Origin of the sequence: Geobacter anodireducens (assembly GCA_001628815.1) — a bacterium.
GTDB classification, from domain to species: domain Bacteria; phylum Desulfobacterota; class Desulfuromonadia; order Geobacterales; family Geobacteraceae; genus Geobacter; species Geobacter anodireducens.
Window position 1 is genome coordinate 2323351 of sequence record CP014963.1, and the last position, 16880, is coordinate 2340230.

Sequence of the window (16880 nt, forward strand, 5' to 3'; positions counted from 1 at the left end):
CCCATGCCGACCAAGATTGCCGTCTACCCCGGCTCATTCGACCCGATCACCTACGGCCACCTGGACATCATCGACCGCGCACTCAGGATATTCGACCAGGTCATCGTTGCGGTGGCCCGCAACTCGGCCAAATCGGCCCTGTTCACCACTGACGAGCGGGTCGACATGATCCAGCGGGTGCTGGCCGACAACGTCAGGGCCAGGGTTGACACTTTCGACGGCCTTCTGATAGATTACGTCCTCTCCCAGAAGGCAACGGTCATCATCCGGGGCCTGCGGGCCATATCCGACTTCGAGTACGAGTTCCAGATCGCCCAGATGAACCGGAGCATCTCCCAGGACGTGGAGACCCTCTTCATGATGACCTCGGTTCCCTACGGCTATCTTTCCTCCTCCATCGTGAAGGAGGTGAGCTCCCTGAACGGCCCCATCGACGGCTTGGCGCCACGGACAAATTCGCCAGACCAGATCGTTAGTGTCCCATTCGGACATTTCCATCACCCCCAAGGAGGGTACAATGAAACTTGCAGACCGCGTCAACAAGATCCAGCCTTCCCCCACCCTGTCCATCGATGCCAAGGCAAAGGCACTGAAGGCTCAGGGCATCGACGTTGTCGGCTTCGGTGCCGGCGAGCCCGATTTCGACACCCCGGCCAACATCAAGGAAGCCGGCAAGAAAGCCATCGACGCAGGTTTCACCAAATACATGCCGGTGGGCGGCGCCGATGATCTGAAAGATGCCATCATCGCCAAAATGAAGCGCGATCACGGGCTGGAGTACACCCGCGACGAGATTTCCGTCGCCTGCGGCGCCAAGCACACCCTCTACAACATCTCCCAGGCCATGATCCAGGAGGGAGACGAAGTCATCATCCCTGGTCCCTACTGGGTCTCCTACCCGGACCAGATCGTGCTGGCCGGCGGCACGCCGGTATTCATCATGACCGACGAATCCACCGGGTTCAAGATCACGGCCGAGCAGCTGGAAAAAGCCATCACCTCCCGGACCGTCTACGTCATCCTCAACTCCCCCTGCAACCCGACCGGCTCCACCTACACCAAGGATGAGCTGAAGGCGCTGGCCGCGGTGCTGCTCAAGCACCCCCACGTCTATGTGGTTTCCGACGACATCTACGAGAAACTTCTCTATGACGGGCTCGAGTTCTGCAACATCCCCATGGTCTGCCCGGAGCTCAAGGACCGCACCATCATCGTAAACGGCGTCTCCAAGGCCTACTCCATGACCGGCTGGCGGATCGGCTACGCCTGCGGGCCCAAGGCGCTCATGGCCGCCATGACCAAGATGCAGTCCCAGTCCACCTCCAATGCCACCTCCATCGCCCAGAAGGCCTCCGTGGAGGCACTGAACGGACCCCAGGACGCCGTGGCCGAGATGGTCAAGGAATTCGAAAAACGCCGCACCTACATCGTCGACCGGCTGAATGCCATTCCGGGGGTCACCTGCTTCAAGTCCACCGGCGCCTTCTACGCCTTCCCCAACTTCTCCGGCGTGTACGGCAAGACCACCCCGGCCGGCAAGAAGATCGAGAACTCTTCCGACTTTGCCGCTTATCTGCTGGAAGACGCCAAAGTGGCGTTGGTCCCCGGCGTCGCATTCGGGGACGACCGCTATGCCCGCCTCTCCTACGCCACGAGCCTGGAAACCATCAAGAAGGGACTCGATCGGATCGAGGAAGCGATCGGCAACCTCAAGTAAGGAGCCGCACCGGTGTTGCGTTGTCGCGCAACCCTGCTATTGTTTGGAAAAAGGCGAGGATGACGGTGCCATCCTCGCCTTTTATATTGCACGAACGGGCAGCGGGCTAAAGAGAATCCCCCCGGTGCCGATGAGTACCGGGAGGACAGGTGACAAGGGAGGCGCGATGATTACCAAAGACATGATCATTGGCGACATCATCAGGAAACATCCCCGGACGCTTACGGTGTTCGTCAAGTACGGACTCGACTGCAATGAATGCCAGATTGCCGACTACGAGGAACTGGAGCACGGGGCGGGTGTGCACAAGGTCAATATCGAGCAACTGCTCAGGGAGTTGAACGAGCGCATCGGCTCCGGCACGGAATGAGCGACGAACTATTCAACTACTATAAATACTTCGACCTCGCCCAGCGGATCGAGGTACGTTTTCCCCGAGCCCAGAACGTCTCGTTCAGGGAATGGGGCGTCGTAACCCTTTTTGATGGGGACCTGCTGGAACTGCAGCTCTCCCGGGACAGCCTGCCCGAGAACGTAAGCGCCCGCACCGGCACCATCCTCGATCTCAGGCTCGGCAAGGGAGGGTATGGCTACTGCTGCCGCGCCATCATCGTCGAAGAGCACGGTGATGCCCGGCTGACCGTCCGGCTCATCGGCGAAGTCATTCCCGACGAATTGCGGGAATACTATCGGATCGATGCCTATATTCCGCTCCGCTACTCCGTCCCCCGCGGCCTTTCCGACCATGAAATCCGACAGCGATGGCGGGCACGCCGGTACCCCCCCCCAACGGCGGTGGAATCGCCGGGCACCTCTCCCCCTGCCCCTCCCCAGGAACCGTTACGGGAGAATGAGTTGGATCAACCGCCCCCCCTGGCGGCAAACATCAGCGGATCAGGCATCAGGATCAGGATCCCCGAGGAACTCCCCGTGGATACGCTGGTGGATATGGAGTTGTTCATCTCCCAGGACAAGCTTCGCGTAGTGCCGGTCGTCTGCCAGGTAGTCCATGTGGCAGCGCTGCGGCACAAGGCAGGGGAGCCCCCCCTGTTCAGCACAGCGCTCCGCTTTCTCTGTATCGACGAACGGGACCGGGACATGGTGGTGGGGTTCGTTTCGGCTGCCCAGTTGGAGCATCTGCGCATCATGCGCGGAGGGAACGTGAGCGTCACCGACCTGGAGTACGCCGAATACTCGCGCCACAGGCGCGTCCGCCGTATCATCGTGGGCATCATCGTCGTCACGCTCATCATCGTTGCCGTTGTTGTCCTGATCATCTCGCGCATCAACGGCAGAAAAGGCGAGATTGAGCAGACATACGAGCGGGAAATCAAAAAATACCGCCACATCGTTCCCTGGCGCTAACGCGCCGTCCGCACCGACATGGGTGACGACGACACCGGTACGCACCAGGCATGCCACCGACTCACCTGATTACTTTTTCTACACCACCACCCCCTCCTCCTGAACACCCTCCAACCACCCATGCGCCAACCGGCTTCAAACGGCAGTTCCACCCAGAACAAACAACAATAATTTCAAGCACATACCCACAACAACACACCTCCAGCCCACCAACACCAAAATAGGCACACTCTTTGCTTTAAATCAAAACATCATCAACGTGTGTACTCTAAAACGCATGCGACCCGAAGCCAGGAGGTCCCAAGGTGCTCTATAAATCCGTAACCGAGTCGTTCAACGAGTTCATTGTCGACCGTAGCGACGCAAAATGCATCCGCTGCAAGGTCTGTATCCGCCAGTGCGCCTACGAGGTCCATTCTTACGCCGAGGCCATCGACACCCTCACCGAGGATCACACGCTCTGCATCGGATGCCGTCGCTGTTCGGCCCTCTGTCCCACTGGCGCCATCACGATCCGCTCCAATGAAGAGGTCTTCAAGCGGAACGAGTCCTGGTCCAACGGCCACATCCGCAACCTTTACGCTCAGGCCGACACCGGCGGCATCCTCCTGGCCGCCATGGGCAACCCCGCCAAGTATCCCATTTACTGGGACCACCTGCTGCTGGACGCCTCTCAGGTCACCAACCCGTCCATCGACCCTCTCAGGGAACCCATGGAACTGCGGACCTACCTGGGCAAAAAGCCCCACTCCATCGAGATCGTCCGCGATGAGCAGACCGGCAAGCCGAAGCTCGCCACGAAGCTGACGCCGCAGACCGGCAAGCCGAAGCTCGCCACGAAGCTGACGCCACAGATCCGGATGGAATACCCCTTCATCTTCTCGGCCATGAGCTACGGCGCCTTGAACCTTAACGCCCACAGGGCCATGGCCATGGCTGCCAGCGAGTTGGGCACCCTCTACAACACCGGCGAGGGGGGGCTTCACAAAGACCTCTACCGGTACGGCGCCAATGTCATGGTCCAGGTGGCCTCGGGCCGCTTCGGCGTAAGCGAGCAGTATCTCAACGCCGGTGTCGCCATCGAGATCAAGGTTGGCCAGGGCGCCAAGCCGGGCATCGGCGGCCATTTGCCCGGGGAGAAGGTCAACGACCAGATTTCCGAGACCCGGATGATCCCGGTGGGTTCCGACGCCATCTCGCCGGCGCCCCACCACGACATCTACTCCATTGAGGATCTCCGCCAGCTCATCTTCGCCCTCAAGGAGGCGACCAACTACGAGAAACCGGTGTCGGTCAAGATCGCAGCGGTCCACCACGTGGCGGCCATTGCCTCCGGCGTTGCCCGGGCCGGTGCCGACATCATCACCATTGACGGCTTCAGGGGGGGGACCGGCGCGGCTCCCCAGGTCATTCGCGACAACGTGGGACTTCCCATGGAACTGGCCCTGGCATCGGTGGACGCCCGGCTGCGCGACGAAGGAATCCGCAACCAGGTCGCCATCGTGGTGGGGGGCGGGGTCCGTTCCTCCGGCGACGCCATCAAGGCCATCGCCCTGGGTGCCGACGCCATCAACCTGGGCACCTCGACCCTGCTGGCCCTGGGCTGCACCCTGTGCCAGCGCTGCTACACCGGCAAGTGCCCCTGGGGCATCACCACCAACAACCCCTACCTGGCCAAGCGGCTCAATCCGGAACTGGGAGCCGAGCGGTTGGTGAACCTGGTCCACGCCTGGGGCCACGAAATGAAGGAAATCCTCGGCGGCATGGGCCTTAATGCCCTGGAATCCCTCCGTGGCAACCGCTACAAGCTGCGGGCCGTGGGCCTGAGCGAAAAAGACATGAACATTCTCGGCGTCATGCCGGCTGGAGAATAGCCCCATGAAACGTATCTACATGATTGAAGACGCCTGCATCGGCTGTCATCTGTGTGAAGTCGGCTGCATCACCGAGCATTCGCTTTCCAAGGATCCCGTGCGGGCCTACCTGCACGAGCCCGAGCGCCCCATTGCCCGCTGCACCGTGGAGGAGATCGACGGCGGCATCGTCTCCTTCTCCACCACCTGCCGTCACTGTGACGAGCCCGACTGCCTGCGGGCCTGCATCTCCGGTGCAATCCAGAAGAACGACAAAGGTGTGGTCCGGATCGACACGGAGCAGTGCGTGGGCTGCTGGTCCTGCGTCATGGCCTGTCCCTACGGGGCGATCCAGCGGAACCTGAAGAAAAAGAAAGCAAACAAGTGCGACCTCTGCCCGGACCGCATGTCTCCGGCCTGCGTCGACGCCTGCCCCAATCGGGCGCTTGTCTTCAAGGAGGGGAGCCAGAAATGAACTACGTGATCATCGGCAACTCGGTGGCTGCCGTAGGAGCCATCCGGGGCATCAGGAGCATCGATCAGCAGGGGACCATCACCGTTATCTCCCGCGAGCGCCACAACGCCTATGGCCGCCCCCTCATCTCCTACCTCCTGGGAGGACTCGTTACGGAAAAGCGGATGGCATATCTCCCCGAGGACTTCTACGAGAAGAACCGCGTCAACCTGCTCCTCAACTCGGAAGTGACGGGCATCGACACCGCCGCTCGTCAGGTGCGGATCGCCGGCGGGGACACCATCGGCTATGACCGTCTTCTGGTCGCCACGGGAGGCGACCCTTTCATCCCTCCCATCGAAGGGATGGCCGACAAGGACCGGATCTTCACCTTCACCACCTGGGACGACGCGGCCAAGCTCAAGGGAATAGCTTCCGACATCGGCCGTGTGGTGGTCATCGGTGGCGGCCTCATCGGCCTCAAGGCCGCCGAAGGGCTCCACCTGCTCGGCAAGCAGATCACCATCGTGGAACTGGCCGACCGGATTCTCTCTGCCGCGTTCGACCGCCCTGCAGGACGCGTGGTAGCCAAGAAGATGAAGGCCAACGGCATCGACGTCATCACTGAAGATACAGTCGTCCGGATCGAGGGGGACGGGGCCGAGATTGCCGGCGTAACGCTCCGCTCCGGCGATTTCATCCCTTGCGATACGATTATCGTGGCCATCGGGGTGCGCCCCGCCTGCGGCTTCCTCAAGGGAAGCGGGGTTGAGGTGAACCGCGGCATCGTGGTCGACGACCGGATGGAGACTTCGGTTGAGGTGAACCGCGGCATCGTGGTCGACGACCGGATGGAGACTTCGGTTGAAGGCATTTATGCCGCGGGCGACGTGGCCGAAGCAAAGGACTTCTTCTCCGGGGTAAAGAATCCCATGCCCATCTGGCCCGATGCGTACATCCAGGGCGACATCGCCGGGGTGAGCATGGCCGGCGGCGCCAGGGCCTACGAAGGGGGCCTGGCCATGAACTCCATCGAGCTTTTCAAGGTATCGACCATCTCCATGGGGATCACCAATCCGGCGGAGCCCAAAGAGTACGAAATCCTCACCTACCAGGACCTGGAAAACTACCAGTACCGCAAGATCGTCATCAAGGACGGGCTGCTGGCGGGTGCGGTCCTCGTGGGTGCAGTGGACCGGGCCGGAATTTTCTCGGGACTCATCCGGGAGAAGATTGCCGTAGCCCCCTTCAAGGACCAGTTGCTCGCGCCTGACTTCGGCTTTGCCAACCTGCCGAAGGATATCCGGACCACCCTCTTCGCCCCGGCCGGCAAGGTGACGGAAACCGGCAGACAGGCCGTGGCGCTGGGGCACTGAGGGGCCGGCAGCTCACACGATTCGACGACCAGACCGAGGTTCGAACAATGATACAGACAACGCGGAAACCGACGCATAACTTCCAGAAGGACATCTCCAACTGCGGCCTGACCGGCTTCATATCCACGGCGGGAAACCTCGTGGAGGGAAGCGTGATCATCAAGTCGATCTCCCTGATGCACGACCGGGGCAACGGCCTCGGCGGAGGATTTGCCGCCTACGGCATCTACCCGGACTTCAAGGAATTCTTCGCCTTCCATCTCATGTACGAGAACGGCATGGCCCTGCAACTGACCGAGGAATACCTGGAGCGCCACTTCTTTGTGGAGCACTATGAGGAGATTCCTACCCGCCGCACCCCGGCCATCGTCCACCCACCCCTGTTCAAGCGCTATTTCGTGAGGCCCCTGGAAACGCCTGAGTACCGCGAGGCCATCGACTTCCAGAACATGACCGATGAGGACGTGGTCGTGCGCCACGTGATGGCCATCAACAACGAAATCGAAGGCGCCTTTGTGGTTTCCTCGGGCAAGAACATGGGGGCATTCAAGGGGGTCGGCTACCCCGAAGAGATCGCCGACTTTTTCCGCCTCGAAGAATACACGGGGTATATCTGGACCGCCCACAACCGATTCCCGACCAACACCCCGGGCTGGTGGGGCGGCGCCCACCCCTTCACGCTGCTCGACTGGTCCATCGTCCATAACGGCGAAATCTCGTCCTACGGCATCAACAAGCGCTACCTGGAGATGTACGGATACGTCTGCACCATGTTGACCGACACCGAGGTGGTCGCCTACACCCTCGACCTTCTGATCCGCAAGCACGGCCTGACGCCCGAACTCGCCAGCCTTGCCATGGCCGCCCCCTTCTGGGACATGATCGACGGGCTCCCCGATGACGAGCGTCAGCTTCTCACCGCCATCCGCCAGGTTTACGGCAGCGCGCTTCTCAATGGTCCGTTCGCAATCCTCTTCGCCAGCAACGAAGGGCTCATCGGCCTCAATGACCGGGTCAAGCTGCGGCCGCTGGTCTGCGCCACCAAGGACGACTTCGTGTACATGGCATCCGAAGAGGCTGCAATCCGCGAGATCTGCCCGGCCCCCGACAAGGTATGGTCACCCCGCGGCGGAGAACCGGTGATCGTCAAGATGCAGCCGGGCGTCATCTAAACCATCGGGGACCAGGGACCGGATGTCGGTTGCTCCGAGCCTGCCCCCTCAGGAGAGGTTGGTATTATGAACATTAACGCACAGGGTCTTTACTACCGGGATCTGAACCGGAAAGTACGCGAGGCGGTGGCGGCCGGAGCATCGGAGATCGTGCTCGACAACGTGAACGGGCAGTATTTCATCGGCGACGGGATCAACAAGCCGGTAAAAATCATCATCAACGGCGTTCCCGGCAACGACCTGGCAGCGTTCATGAACGGCGCCACCGTGGTTGTCAACGACAACGGCCAGGACAACATCGGCAACACCATGAATGCGGGTAAGGTCATCGTGCACGGCCACGCGGGCGACGTCCTGGGCTACGGCATGCGCGGCGGACGGGTCCACATCCGCAAGGACGTGGGCTACCGGGTCGGCATCCACATGAAGTCCTATAACGAGAACAAGCCCGTGCTCATTGCCGGCGGCAAGGCGGGTGACTTTTTCGGCGAGTACATGGCAGGCGGGGTACTGGTACTGCTCGGCATGTTCACGGATGACCCGGAAAAGCCGAAGCACGGCTTCCGGTTCGGCACCGGCATGCACGGCGGCACGATCTTCGTGCGGGGCGGCGTGGACGAGTCGAAGCTCTCCCGCGAGGTCGGGGTCTTCGAACTGACCGATGGCGACCGCGCCGAACTGGAGCGCTACCTGAAGGACTACTGTGCGGACTTCGACATCGACTTCAGCGAAGTGATTGCGGAAGAGTTCGTGAAAGTCCTACCCCGGAGCAGGCGCCCCTACGGCACCCTCTACTGCCCCATGCCGCGCTGACGTGGCAATCCTGAAAACGACAGTGTTCGACTGTCGAATAGAGGATAATTCTCCTGGAAATGAAAAGAGGGATGCCGCCCGATGGCGGCATCCCTCTTTTCATGGAATCAGAGAGGGGCGGCTCACTCCAGCTCGTAGCTGAAGCTAAGCCCCTCCCCCTTACGCACCGACCCGCGCACCGCCTCGGCCACCTCGCCGAACAGCATGTCCCGCAGCAGCTTCCGCTTTTTCGGGGGAATGATCAGGGTTGGCTCCCCCTCGATCCCCGCCAGACGCCCCGCCTCCATCACGGCATCGTGCAGCGTGCCGAGCCGGTCCACGAGCTTCAGGCGCAGGGCCTGCTCGCCGGTGTAGACGCGACCGTCGGCAAGCCGCCGCACCTCCTCGACCGGCAGCTTTCTTCCCTCTGCCACGGCCCGCACGAACTGATCGTGAAGGTTGTCGATAACCCCCTGGAGAACGGCCCGTTCCTCCTCGGTGAGCTTCCGCACGGGGGAGCCCGAGTCCTTGAACTTGCCGCTCTTGAGGGTGAAGGCCTTGAGTCCCACCTTGTCCATGAGCCCTTCGATGTTCGAAAGCTTCATGAGCACGCCGATGCTGCCGGTGATGGTACCCGGATTGGCATAGATCACGGCCGCGGGCACGGCGACGTGGTAGCCGCCCGAGGCCGCCACGCTCCCCATGGAAACCACCACCTTCTTGGTGGCGGCCAGCCGCTTGACCGCGGCGTAGATCTCCTGGGACGGACCGATGACCCCGCCCGGCGACTCGACCCTCAGCACCACCGCCTTGACGCTGCTCTTCTTGCGCAGGTCGTCGAGCTGCTTGACGGTCTCCTGGGAATCGATGATGGGCCCCTTCACCTCCGCGTAACCAACCCCGTCGCCGATGGTTGCGGCCGTCATGTCTCCCATGAGAATCCGCGCCACCTGCACCGAAAACGTGAAGAGGATGATCAGTGCAACCAGGGTTACCCCGGTAATAAGAACATGTTTCCTGGTCATGAATGGTCCGTCGGGTCCGCTCCGCGCCGGAGAAACTGGCGTCGCTTTCCGTGATCAGTGCTTGGGCGCTTCACCATGAGCGGGTGTTCCCACTATTCCTGTTGAGGCGTTCAGTGGCGCTCTGCTAGAATGAACAGTATGAAAATCGTGGTCCTCTCCGATACCCACGGCAATCAGAGCCTGGCACTGAGCATCCTCGACCTGCACGAAGATGCCGGCCACGTGGTCCATCTGGGCGACGAGCTCCAGGATGCCGACTTCCTTGAGGATGCCACGGGAAAAACCATCATCAAAGTCCAGGGTAACTGCGACTGCTCCCCTGCCCACCCCCGTGAGGCATCGCTGGAACTGGCCGGCCGGCGCTTCCTCCTGACCCATGGGGACGCCTACCACGTCAAATCGGGCCTTGAACGGCTCCGGGAGCGGGCCGCGGCCGTTGACGCGGCAGTGGTCCTCTTCGGGCATACCCACGTTGCCTGCGTCGAAGCAATCGACGGCATCCTCTACGTCAATCCGGGCTGCCTGAAGCGCGGTGCCGGCACCCTCACCTATGCCGTTGTAACCATGAACGGCGATACCGTCACGGCGGAAATCCTCCCTGCCGTGCTACCCTGAAAGGGCTGTGTCAGCAACCGCAGCCGCAGTTGTGGCAGACCTTGCGGTTATGGTCCTCGGGAGGGACGGTTTCCGGGGCAAAGGCAATGCGGGTCACGGCGCGCCTGATATCGTCCAGCAGGTCGAGATTCGGGCTCTGGCCGATCACGTGGCCAACGCACACGTTGGCAAAGCCGTCGGTCGGGGACGATATCCGGACCGCGTTGAGCAGATCGTTGTAACTGTTGATGTCGATGGTGAAACCGTCGTTGACCGCCCGTTTGAGAATAACCCCGCTACGGGAGAGATCGTCGGCCAGCGTGCCGAAAAACCGTTGCGACTCGGGTCCCTGCAAATCGACCTTCCAGTTGTCCCTCACGTGGTTCTGTTGATAGAAAATGACCGTTATCTCCTTGCCAGCCATCCCATGGCCTCCTTCGTCACCGGCATACCGCTTCCGACGTCTTGCGCTGCAGTGATCCCAATACCATGTCGAGCACTGCCTTCTGGCCGGCCTCGTACTTGTTCATGACCGCCAGGCAGGTTCCCAGGGGAAAGTGCTGGTGCAGGTAGTCCGCATCACGGCTCGACAAGACGATGATCCTGTTCCGGTCCATGCCCACCTGGCAGGCATAGCGAACCACCTTTTCCCCATCCATGACCGGCATCTCGTAATCCACGAGGAGGAGATCCACATCCCCCTTCCTGATGAGTCCGAGGGCCCGGACGGGATCAGAGCAGGTATGCACGCGCAGCGCGGGAAAGCACTGCCGGATGTACTTTTTCAGAAACTGCGAAAACGATCTGTCATCATCAACGATCAGGATGTTTCCCATCAACTACCTCAAAGGGAGCGCCACGGCTGCTCCCTACTTGATCACTCGTGTGGCTGCGCTCAGTGCTTTGAATGGTACATGGAGATCCAGCGTTCTGGCAACTCCCATGTTGAGCACCAAGTCAACCTTGCGCGGCGTGTAAACGGGGAACTCTCCCGGCCTTCGGCCGGAAAGTATCTTGGATGCGTAATCCGCCGCCAGTTGCCCCTGTTCGGTCGGGCTGATTTCGAGGGAAACCAGCGCCCCCCGCTCAGAAGAGCCTGGCGTAAGAGAGATGACCGCCACCCGTGCGTCCGTGGCTTTCCGGACGATGCGGTCGAACCCCTTGCCGATCACCGAACTCTCGGAGACAAAAAGGCAGTCAGCGCGGCCGAGCAGATAGGTAAGCGCCGTATCGAGCCCCGCGGCGGACGGAACGTTCGCCTCGACAACCGCGAACCCCTGCTGGGCAGCCACACGCTTGACCTCCTTGAGCTGGAGGATGGAGCCGGCTTCCCGGGTATTGTAGAGAACGCCCAGCACCCTGATGGGCCGGATATCGCCCATGGCCCTGATGAGGGTTGCCACGGGCACCTTGGAACTGACTCCGCAAAGGCTTCCCCCCGTCTGGGACATGCTGCGCGAGATGCCGGTTTCGACCGGCCCGTAGACGTCCACGAACACAACGGGAATGCCGCTGGTTTCCTGCTTGGCGGCAAGGGTGGCGGGAGCGCCGAACGTCACGAGAAGATCGGGCTTGATGGCATCGAATTTCCGCACACTGTTCGCCCAGGAGATGGGATCGGGGTTGGGCGTCTGCGTTACCACTTCCACGGCCCCCTCCTCATACCCCCTTGCCGCCAGGGCCTTGAGGAACGAACGGTATGCATCACGGTAACGCTCCATGTCGCTGGTCAGAACGGCAGCCACCAGCTTGCCCGCCGCGAACGCCGACGACGCGCCGCAACAGAGGCAGAGCATGCACGCGAGTGCTATGAACGGTTTTCTGAACGCCATTACTCGGTTCCGGTCATCCCGCTACCACTTCGCCCTCACAAGAGCGGTCACCTGATGCACATTCCCCTCGTACAGGGAAGAGAGTTTATTGTCGTAATCCCGATAGGAATAGTCGAGGCCGCAGGAAACCAGTCGCGAGAGATGGTAATTGACCCGCGCGGAGAGCGAGTTCTCGATGGTCTTGGCTCGCGACACATCCCTGATCAGGAAGGTTGATATCCCGTCGGCCGTGGTATCTTCGGGCTTGAAGTCGGAGAGTGAGCGCACCTGCTGGAGCGCCAAGAAAAGGTCGACCCGCTCCGTGAACCGGTAGGATGCGTTCAATGATACAATCTGTGCCTCGGAAGTGTACTGGGTTCCCGCGTATCCGCCGAGGAGAAAGCGGGACAGGAGGATGGCCTGATCGGAGTGGTCCCGGAGGTATCCTGCGCTGACGCTCACCATGAGGGGCTCAAGGGGTGCGAACCAGACACTCGCCGCCCCGTGGACCGAACGGCGATCGCGCGGCAGGGTCAGGGTTCCGTGCAACGGCGGATCGTCGAACGTAGTGACGTCCTGCGTGACGTGATCGTTGTTTTCACGGACGATCTTGTAACTGGCGGAGATCCCCCAGCGCCCGGCCATGGTGTAGGAGGCCAGGATGTTCCCCTCATGGCGGTTTTCAGCTCGGTGCCGTAGGACGGGCTGTCGGTGGCCGTGTAGGCGTACAGCGCCCGCAGGCGCATCCCCTTGAACGGGCGATACAGCAGGGTCATCGTGCCGCGGTTTGAGGAGGTGGTATCGGGCAGGCGCCAGCGGTCAACGTCCGTGCCGGTGTTCGACCGCTGCAGGAAGTCGCCCCGATACTCGCCGTTAACGGTCAGGATGGTGTTCGGACGGAGGGAAAAGTTGGCCGACACCACATCGCGCCGCGTGTCCATGCCCGACCGGACACCCACAACCGGGTTCGACAGCGAGGGGACCTGAACGACGGACGGCGTGTCCCGGTCGATCTCCTGGTGCCGGTACTTCACCGAAAACGAAAACCATTGACAGGGGGTATAGACGAAATCTCCGGCCACATTCTGCAGGGTGTTGGAGGTCTGGTCGGCCCCGGCCACGGTCGTGAGCGACGACTGGTTGTCCCTTTTGCCGTACGAATAGGAGGCGGACCCGATGATCCCCCCCGTAAGCGACGTGTAGAGCTTGGCGGTATGGGAGTAGTAGCGGCTCTCCGGGGTGGTGTTGTGCTGGAGGAGCCCGGCGCTGCGGATCAGGGCGCCGTTTTCGCCATAGCGGGGCGCAAACTGGAAGCCCGGCGGCGCGATGCCGTCGTCCAGTTGCCTGATCAGGAAGGTGTAGAGGATATTGACCGGTCCCAGGTGGGCGTCAAAGCCGATGGTCCCCTCCTGGGTGTGGTTCTTGACGGGACGGGTCCGGAACAGGAGCCTGTTGCGCCGGTCCTGGTTGTTTGCATCCAGGTCGGCCGGGTCGGGCGACTCGTCGAAGCCGTAATCGGAGAAACGAAGCTGGGAGTAGCCGTCGCGTACCAGCATCCAGTGGCCGAGATTGAGGTGAATGGGATAGTCGTGGAATTTATAACGGAAATTGACGCTGTCCTGCCGCACGTACATGCCGTACTCGTCAGCAGGGTTCAGGTCGGTCGCGATGGGAACGTGCGGCGTTTCATGGTCAAGGTTGTGGTAGAGCGCCTCGGTCCGTAGGTTCAGCCGGTAGTACCCCTTGTAGTCAAACAGCAGGGACGCGTTGTAGTCCTTGGTATTAAGGTATTCGCCCTCAACGACCAGCTTGAGATCCCTGCCCACGGATCCGGCGGTGAACCGCCCCGCCCCGCTCGACCGGAGACGATCGTATTCCGCGGCCCGGCGCCCCTCGCGGCTGACATCGACAAACCGGTAGCCGGCGGAAAGATCGACAATCTCCCGCGTGCGGACGTCAACCTCCTCAAGGGGCACCTCGACGTACTCGCCTTCTTCCGTGACACTCTCCAGCGGAACAGCGGCAGTGTAGGAGAGTTCCTCCGGCTCTGCCGCCACAGCCAGCTCCTCGCCTCCGGCACCGGCCGGAATTGCCGCCGCAAGCAGCACGAACGCCGCCGCCAGCGTTGCTCTTAGCCTCACGAGTTCCTTCACGGGTCAACTCCTTGGCACAGTTGTCGGCAACTCACTGCAGGAACCAGGCACGCCCTTCGGCGGAAGGCATGTCGGTTCCATGGATCTGTGAATGGCAGTCGGTACAGCGGCTGGCGAAAAGCCGCCTGTTCTGGGACGCAGTCGCCGGGTCCGCGTCGAGGGTGTAGAAATGTCCCGAATGGCACTGGAGACACAGGAACGGCATGGCCGCGTTCAGAAGATGGTTGCTGACCGAGCCGTGGGGAGTGTGGCAGGTGGAGCAGTTCTCGGTCACGTCGCCATGCTCGAAGGCAAAGGGGCCCTGTTTGTCCATGTGGCAGCGGGTGCACATCTCCTTGACCGTGTTGCCCCGCAGCAGGTGCTCCTGGGTGGAGCCGTGGGGTTCGTGGCAGTCGGTGCACGCCATTTTCCTCTCCCGGAGCGGATGGTGTGAAAAGAGCTGGGCTTCGGCCTTCACCTGGGGATGGCAGCCGTAGCACATCTCCGCCATCTCCTCCCGGCTTACCTTCTGCTGGGAGCCTGGTGAAGCTTGTGACAGTCGAAGCATCCGACGTCGTTCAGGGCATGAACGCCGGTGTTCCAGTGGGCAAGACTCGGCGTTGACGCGGCGGTATGACATTTGAGGCAGATGAGCGATTGGGCGGGGGTATGCAGGTTCTTGATATCGAGGAGCTTGCCGGTGTCGCACTTGACCTTGTGTTCGTCATTGTACTCCACGTCCTCCCCGACTTTCTCGATGGCCAGGCTTCCCGGGCCGTGGCATGATTCGCAGTTGACCAGGGGGAGGCCTGTTTCGGGGCGGATTTGCTCCCCGTGGACGCTGTGGCGGAAATCGTCGGTTATCTTCTCATGTTTGTGGCAGCGGGCCACACAGTTGTCGGTCCCCACGTACTCCGCATCGAGCCGCCCGACGATCATCCGCTCATACTCCCTGACCGGCAGGAGCGGACGGTCCTGCTTAAGCGCGGCACAGCCCGCGAGGAACGAGACGCCGGCGACCAGTGTGGCACTCAATGCAACAAACGCTTTTCCGTATCCTCTCATGGATCTTCCCCTGTGGGCGAAACGCCAGACGCGGTCACGCGGTCATTCGCCCTTGATCCCCTTGGTGGTCGTGTAGATGAACCCCCTCACAATCGGGTTCTGGCTTGCCTTTATCTCGGCGGGGGTGCCCACGTCGACGATCCCGCCGTCGTGCATCATGGCGATGCGGTCTGAGACATAAAGGGCGAAGTTCAGATCGTGAGTCACGATTATGGTGGTGTTTTTCGTCGTTTCCTTCAGCCTCAGGATGGTGTTCGCCAGTTCGTCGGTGGTCACGGGATCCAGCTCCGCCGTCGGCTCGTCATACAGGATGAGGTCGGGGTTCATGGCCAGGGACCGGGCAATGGCGACCCGTTTCTTCATGCCGCCCGACAGCTCCGACGTCTTGAGCTGCTCGGTATTCTCCAGCCCCACCATGGCCAGCTTTTCGCGGATGATCTCCCGGATGCGCTGTTCCTTGCAGATACGCTTCTCGCGCAGCCAGAGCCCCACGTTCTCGCCCACGGTCAGGGAGTTGAACAGGGCCGACGACTGGAACACCATGCTGTAGCGGTAGTCGCTCGGCGTATCCTTTCCCCTGTTGACGAAGACCGGATGGCCGTCGATGAAAATCTCTCCGCTGTCAGGTCGCTCCAGCTTGACGATATGGCGCAGGAGAACGCTCTTGCCGGTTCCGGACGGACCGATGATGCAGAAGGTCTCCCCCGCGTTGATGGCCAGATTGACATCCTTCAGGACATGTTTCTCGCCGAAGTGCTTGTTGAGGTTCTCGATCCGGATGGAAACCCCGCGGGTATCGGTCAGGTCAACCCGGCAATCGCACCCCTCTTTCTGGAAAAAGGAGGGGGCAAGACCGTGCATCAGCTTATGAAAGAGCCCTTCGCCATCGTGTGCCGAATCCATCTGTGAAACAAAAACCACGGTATTATTCCTCGCGCGATAGTGGCCGGCATGATACCAGAGGCGCGGTCGTGCCTCAACAGCGGTGTTCAGGGCCGCTTCGCGCTCACATTAAAAAAGATAGCGACGCCGGTTGGTAAAAAACGAGCGGTGCCGGTAAATGTACTGCGTTAACAGCAGGATCGCCAGGGCGCTGGCGATGTTGTTGACCACCAGGGCTTCCTTGTCGATCGGCTCTCCAATAATCCGTTCCAGCTCGGCAGTGGAAATCATGTTCAGGTTGACGATGGTGTTCACCACCTCGAAGAGGTTGTAGCCGATCAGGCAATACCAGGTCAGCAGTTGTCTCTTGTGGATCCCCAGAAAGAGATAGAGGCAGATGAGGCTGTCAACGAACACGATTGCCTTGGCCGCCGTGCCCACGTATATCCTCCCCAGGAAGGGGAAGGGATTACCGTAACTGGTGGCCGTGACGATGAAGAAAAAGAGATAGAGCCCGGTCAGCAGCACGAGGCCGAGGGGGCGCGATTCCATTTCCAGTTCCTGATCTTCGGTCATTTGGCGGCCTTTCCGGGTGATCCGGCTGAATTGCTTCAGCGCTTCGGGCGGCGCATGTCGCTAATG

Annotated in this window: 15 protein-coding genes and 3 pseudogenes; 10 read left to right on the forward strand and 8 right to left on the reverse strand. The window is 61.1% G+C overall.

Annotation, left to right across the window (positions count from 1 at the left end; genetic code table 11):
- Positions 1-3 precede the first annotated feature (3 nt).
- From coaD to A2G06_10660, 9 genes and pseudogenes are all read left to right on the forward strand, one after another.
- Positions 4-476, forward strand: a pseudogene (gene coaD, locus A2G06_10620) (pantetheine-phosphate adenylyltransferase).
- Positions 477-517: 41 nt separating this feature from the next.
- Positions 518-1717 (forward strand): aspartate aminotransferase, encoded by a 1200-nt coding sequence (locus tag A2G06_10625; protein ANA40661.1) that lies wholly within the window; start codon positions 518-520, stop codon positions 1715-1717.
- A 166-nt stretch (positions 1718-1883) separates the two neighbouring features.
- The gene (locus A2G06_10630; protein ANA40662.1) at positions 1884-2087 is read left to right on the forward strand and encodes a disulfide oxidoreductase; all 204 of its coding nucleotides are present in this window, start codon (positions 1884-1886) and stop codon (positions 2085-2087) included.
- Entirely contained in the window at positions 2084-3082 is a 999-nt protein-coding gene (locus A2G06_10635) for a pilus assembly protein PilZ (GenBank protein ID ANA40663.1), read from the forward strand. The genes A2G06_10630 and A2G06_10635 overlap by 4 nt, the downstream gene beginning before the upstream one ends.
- Positions 3083-3387: 305 nt before the next feature.
- Positions 3388-4956, forward strand: a complete 1569-nt coding sequence (locus tag A2G06_10640) for a glutamate synthase (protein ID ANA40664.1) — start codon at positions 3388-3390, stop codon at positions 4954-4956.
- A gap of 4 nt (positions 4957-4960) precedes the next feature.
- The gene (locus tag A2G06_10645; protein ID ANA40665.1) at positions 4961-5410 is read left to right on the forward strand and encodes a 4Fe-4S ferredoxin; all 450 of its coding nucleotides are present in this window, start codon (positions 4961-4963) and stop codon (positions 5408-5410) included.
- Entirely contained in the window at positions 5407-6765 is a 1359-nt protein-coding gene (locus tag A2G06_10650) for a pyridine nucleotide-disulfide oxidoreductase (GenBank protein ID ANA40666.1), read from the forward strand. Before A2G06_10645 ends, A2G06_10650 begins: the two co-directional genes overlap by 4 nt.
- Before the next feature lie 47 nt (positions 6766-6812).
- Entirely contained in the window at positions 6813-7937 is a 1125-nt protein-coding gene (locus A2G06_10655; protein ID ANA40667.1) for a hypothetical protein, read from the forward strand.
- Between the two features lie 66 nt (positions 7938-8003).
- Complete coding sequence (locus A2G06_10660) at positions 8004-8750, forward strand: hypothetical protein (GenBank protein ID ANA40668.1); 747 nt, start codon at positions 8004-8006, stop codon at positions 8748-8750.
- 122 nt (positions 8751-8872) lie between these two features.
- Here the strand turns inward: A2G06_10660 and A2G06_10665 are convergent, their stop codons facing one another.
- Positions 8873-9754, reverse strand: a complete 882-nt coding sequence (locus tag A2G06_10665; protein ID ANA40669.1) for a multidrug transporter — start codon at positions 9752-9754, stop codon at positions 8873-8875.
- Between the two features lie 138 nt (positions 9755-9892).
- Here A2G06_10665 and A2G06_10670 point away from each other — a divergent pair, with 138 nt between their 5' ends.
- The gene (locus A2G06_10670) at positions 9893-10369 is read left to right on the forward strand and encodes a phosphoenolpyruvate--protein phosphotransferase (protein ANA40670.1); all 477 of its coding nucleotides are present in this window, start codon (positions 9893-9895) and stop codon (positions 10367-10369) included.
- A gap of 10 nt (positions 10370-10379) precedes the next feature.
- On the opposite strand, the gene A2G06_10675 is transcribed toward A2G06_10670, so the two are convergent.
- The 7 genes and pseudogenes from A2G06_10675 to A2G06_10705 all read right to left on the reverse strand — a co-directional run bounded on the left by A2G06_10675 (position 10380) and on the right by A2G06_10705 (position 16814).
- A complete protein-coding gene (locus A2G06_10675) occupies positions 10380-10772 on the reverse strand; it encodes a hypothetical protein (protein ID ANA40671.1) in 393 nt (130 codons plus the stop codon).
- 16 nt (positions 10773-10788) lie between these two features.
- Complete coding sequence (locus A2G06_10680; GenBank protein ANA40672.1) at positions 10789-11184, reverse strand: histidine kinase; 396 nt, start codon at positions 11182-11184, stop codon at positions 10789-10791.
- A 33-nt stretch (positions 11185-11217) separates the two neighbouring features.
- On the reverse strand, positions 11218-12180 hold the full coding sequence (locus A2G06_10685; GenBank protein ID ANA40673.1) for an ABC transporter substrate-binding protein: 963 nt from the start codon (positions 12178-12180) through the stop codon (positions 11218-11220).
- Between the two features lie 21 nt (positions 12181-12201).
- Positions 12202-14312 (reverse strand): annotated as a pseudogene (locus tag A2G06_10690) (hypothetical protein).
- A 31-nt stretch (positions 14313-14343) separates the two neighbouring features.
- Positions 14344-15356 (reverse strand): annotated as a pseudogene (locus tag A2G06_10695) (cytochrome C).
- Positions 15357-15398: 42 nt separating this feature from the next.
- Positions 15399-16259, reverse strand: coding sequence for an ABC transporter ATP-binding protein (locus A2G06_10700; GenBank protein ID ANA41657.1), 861 nt, complete (start codon positions 16257-16259; stop codon positions 15399-15401).
- A 108-nt stretch (positions 16260-16367) separates the two neighbouring features.
- Positions 16368-16814 carry a hypothetical protein gene (locus A2G06_10705; GenBank protein ID ANA40674.1) on the reverse strand — a complete coding sequence of 149 codons (447 nt, stop codon included), beginning with the start codon at positions 16812-16814 and terminating at the stop codon, positions 16368-16370.
- Positions 16815-16880 lie beyond the last annotated feature (66 nt).

What these genes read in the sequence shown, in the direction of transcription:
- A2G06_10625 (ANA40661.1), top strand. Translation starts at nt 518, where the DNA reads ATGAAACTTGCAGACCGCGTCAACAAGATCCAGCCTTCCCCCACCCTG.
- A2G06_10630 (ANA40662.1), top strand. Translation starts at nt 1,884, where the DNA reads ATGATTACCAAAGACATGATCATTGGCGACATCATCAGGAAACATCCC.
- A2G06_10635 (ANA40663.1), top strand. Translation starts at nt 2,084, where the DNA reads ATGAGCGACGAACTATTCAACTACTATAAATACTTCGACCTCGCCCAG.
- A2G06_10645 (ANA40665.1), top strand. Translation starts at nt 4,961, where the DNA reads ATGAAACGTATCTACATGATTGAAGACGCCTGCATCGGCTGTCATCTG.
- A2G06_10650 (ANA40666.1), top strand. Translation starts at nt 5,407, where the DNA reads ATGAACTACGTGATCATCGGCAACTCGGTGGCTGCCGTAGGAGCCATC.
- A2G06_10655 (ANA40667.1), top strand. Translation starts at nt 6,813, where the DNA reads ATGATACAGACAACGCGGAAACCGACGCATAACTTCCAGAAGGACATC.
- A2G06_10660 (ANA40668.1), top strand. Translation starts at nt 8,004, where the DNA reads ATGAACATTAACGCACAGGGTCTTTACTACCGGGATCTGAACCGGAAA.
- A2G06_10665 (ANA40669.1), bottom strand. Translation starts at nt 9,754, where the DNA reads ATGACCAGGAAACATGTTCTTATTACCGGGGTAACCCTGGTTGCACTG.
- A2G06_10670 (ANA40670.1), top strand. Translation starts at nt 9,893, where the DNA reads ATGAAAATCGTGGTCCTCTCCGATACCCACGGCAATCAGAGCCTGGCA.
- A2G06_10675 (ANA40671.1), bottom strand. Translation starts at nt 10,772, where the DNA reads ATGGCTGGCAAGGAGATAACGGTCATTTTCTATCAACAGAACCACGTG.
- A2G06_10680 (ANA40672.1), bottom strand. Translation starts at nt 11,184, where the DNA reads ATGGGAAACATCCTGATCGTTGATGATGACAGATCGTTTTCGCAGTTT.
- A2G06_10685 (ANA40673.1), bottom strand. Translation starts at nt 12,180, where the DNA reads ATGGCGTTCAGAAAACCGTTCATAGCACTCGCGTGCATGCTCTGCCTC.
- A2G06_10700 (ANA41657.1), bottom strand. Translation starts at nt 16,259, where the DNA reads ATGGATTCGGCACACGATGGCGAAGGGCTCTTTCATAAGCTGATGCAC.
- A2G06_10705 (ANA40674.1), bottom strand. Translation starts at nt 16,814, where the DNA reads ATGACCGAAGATCAGGAACTGGAAATGGAATCGCGCCCCCTCGGCCTC.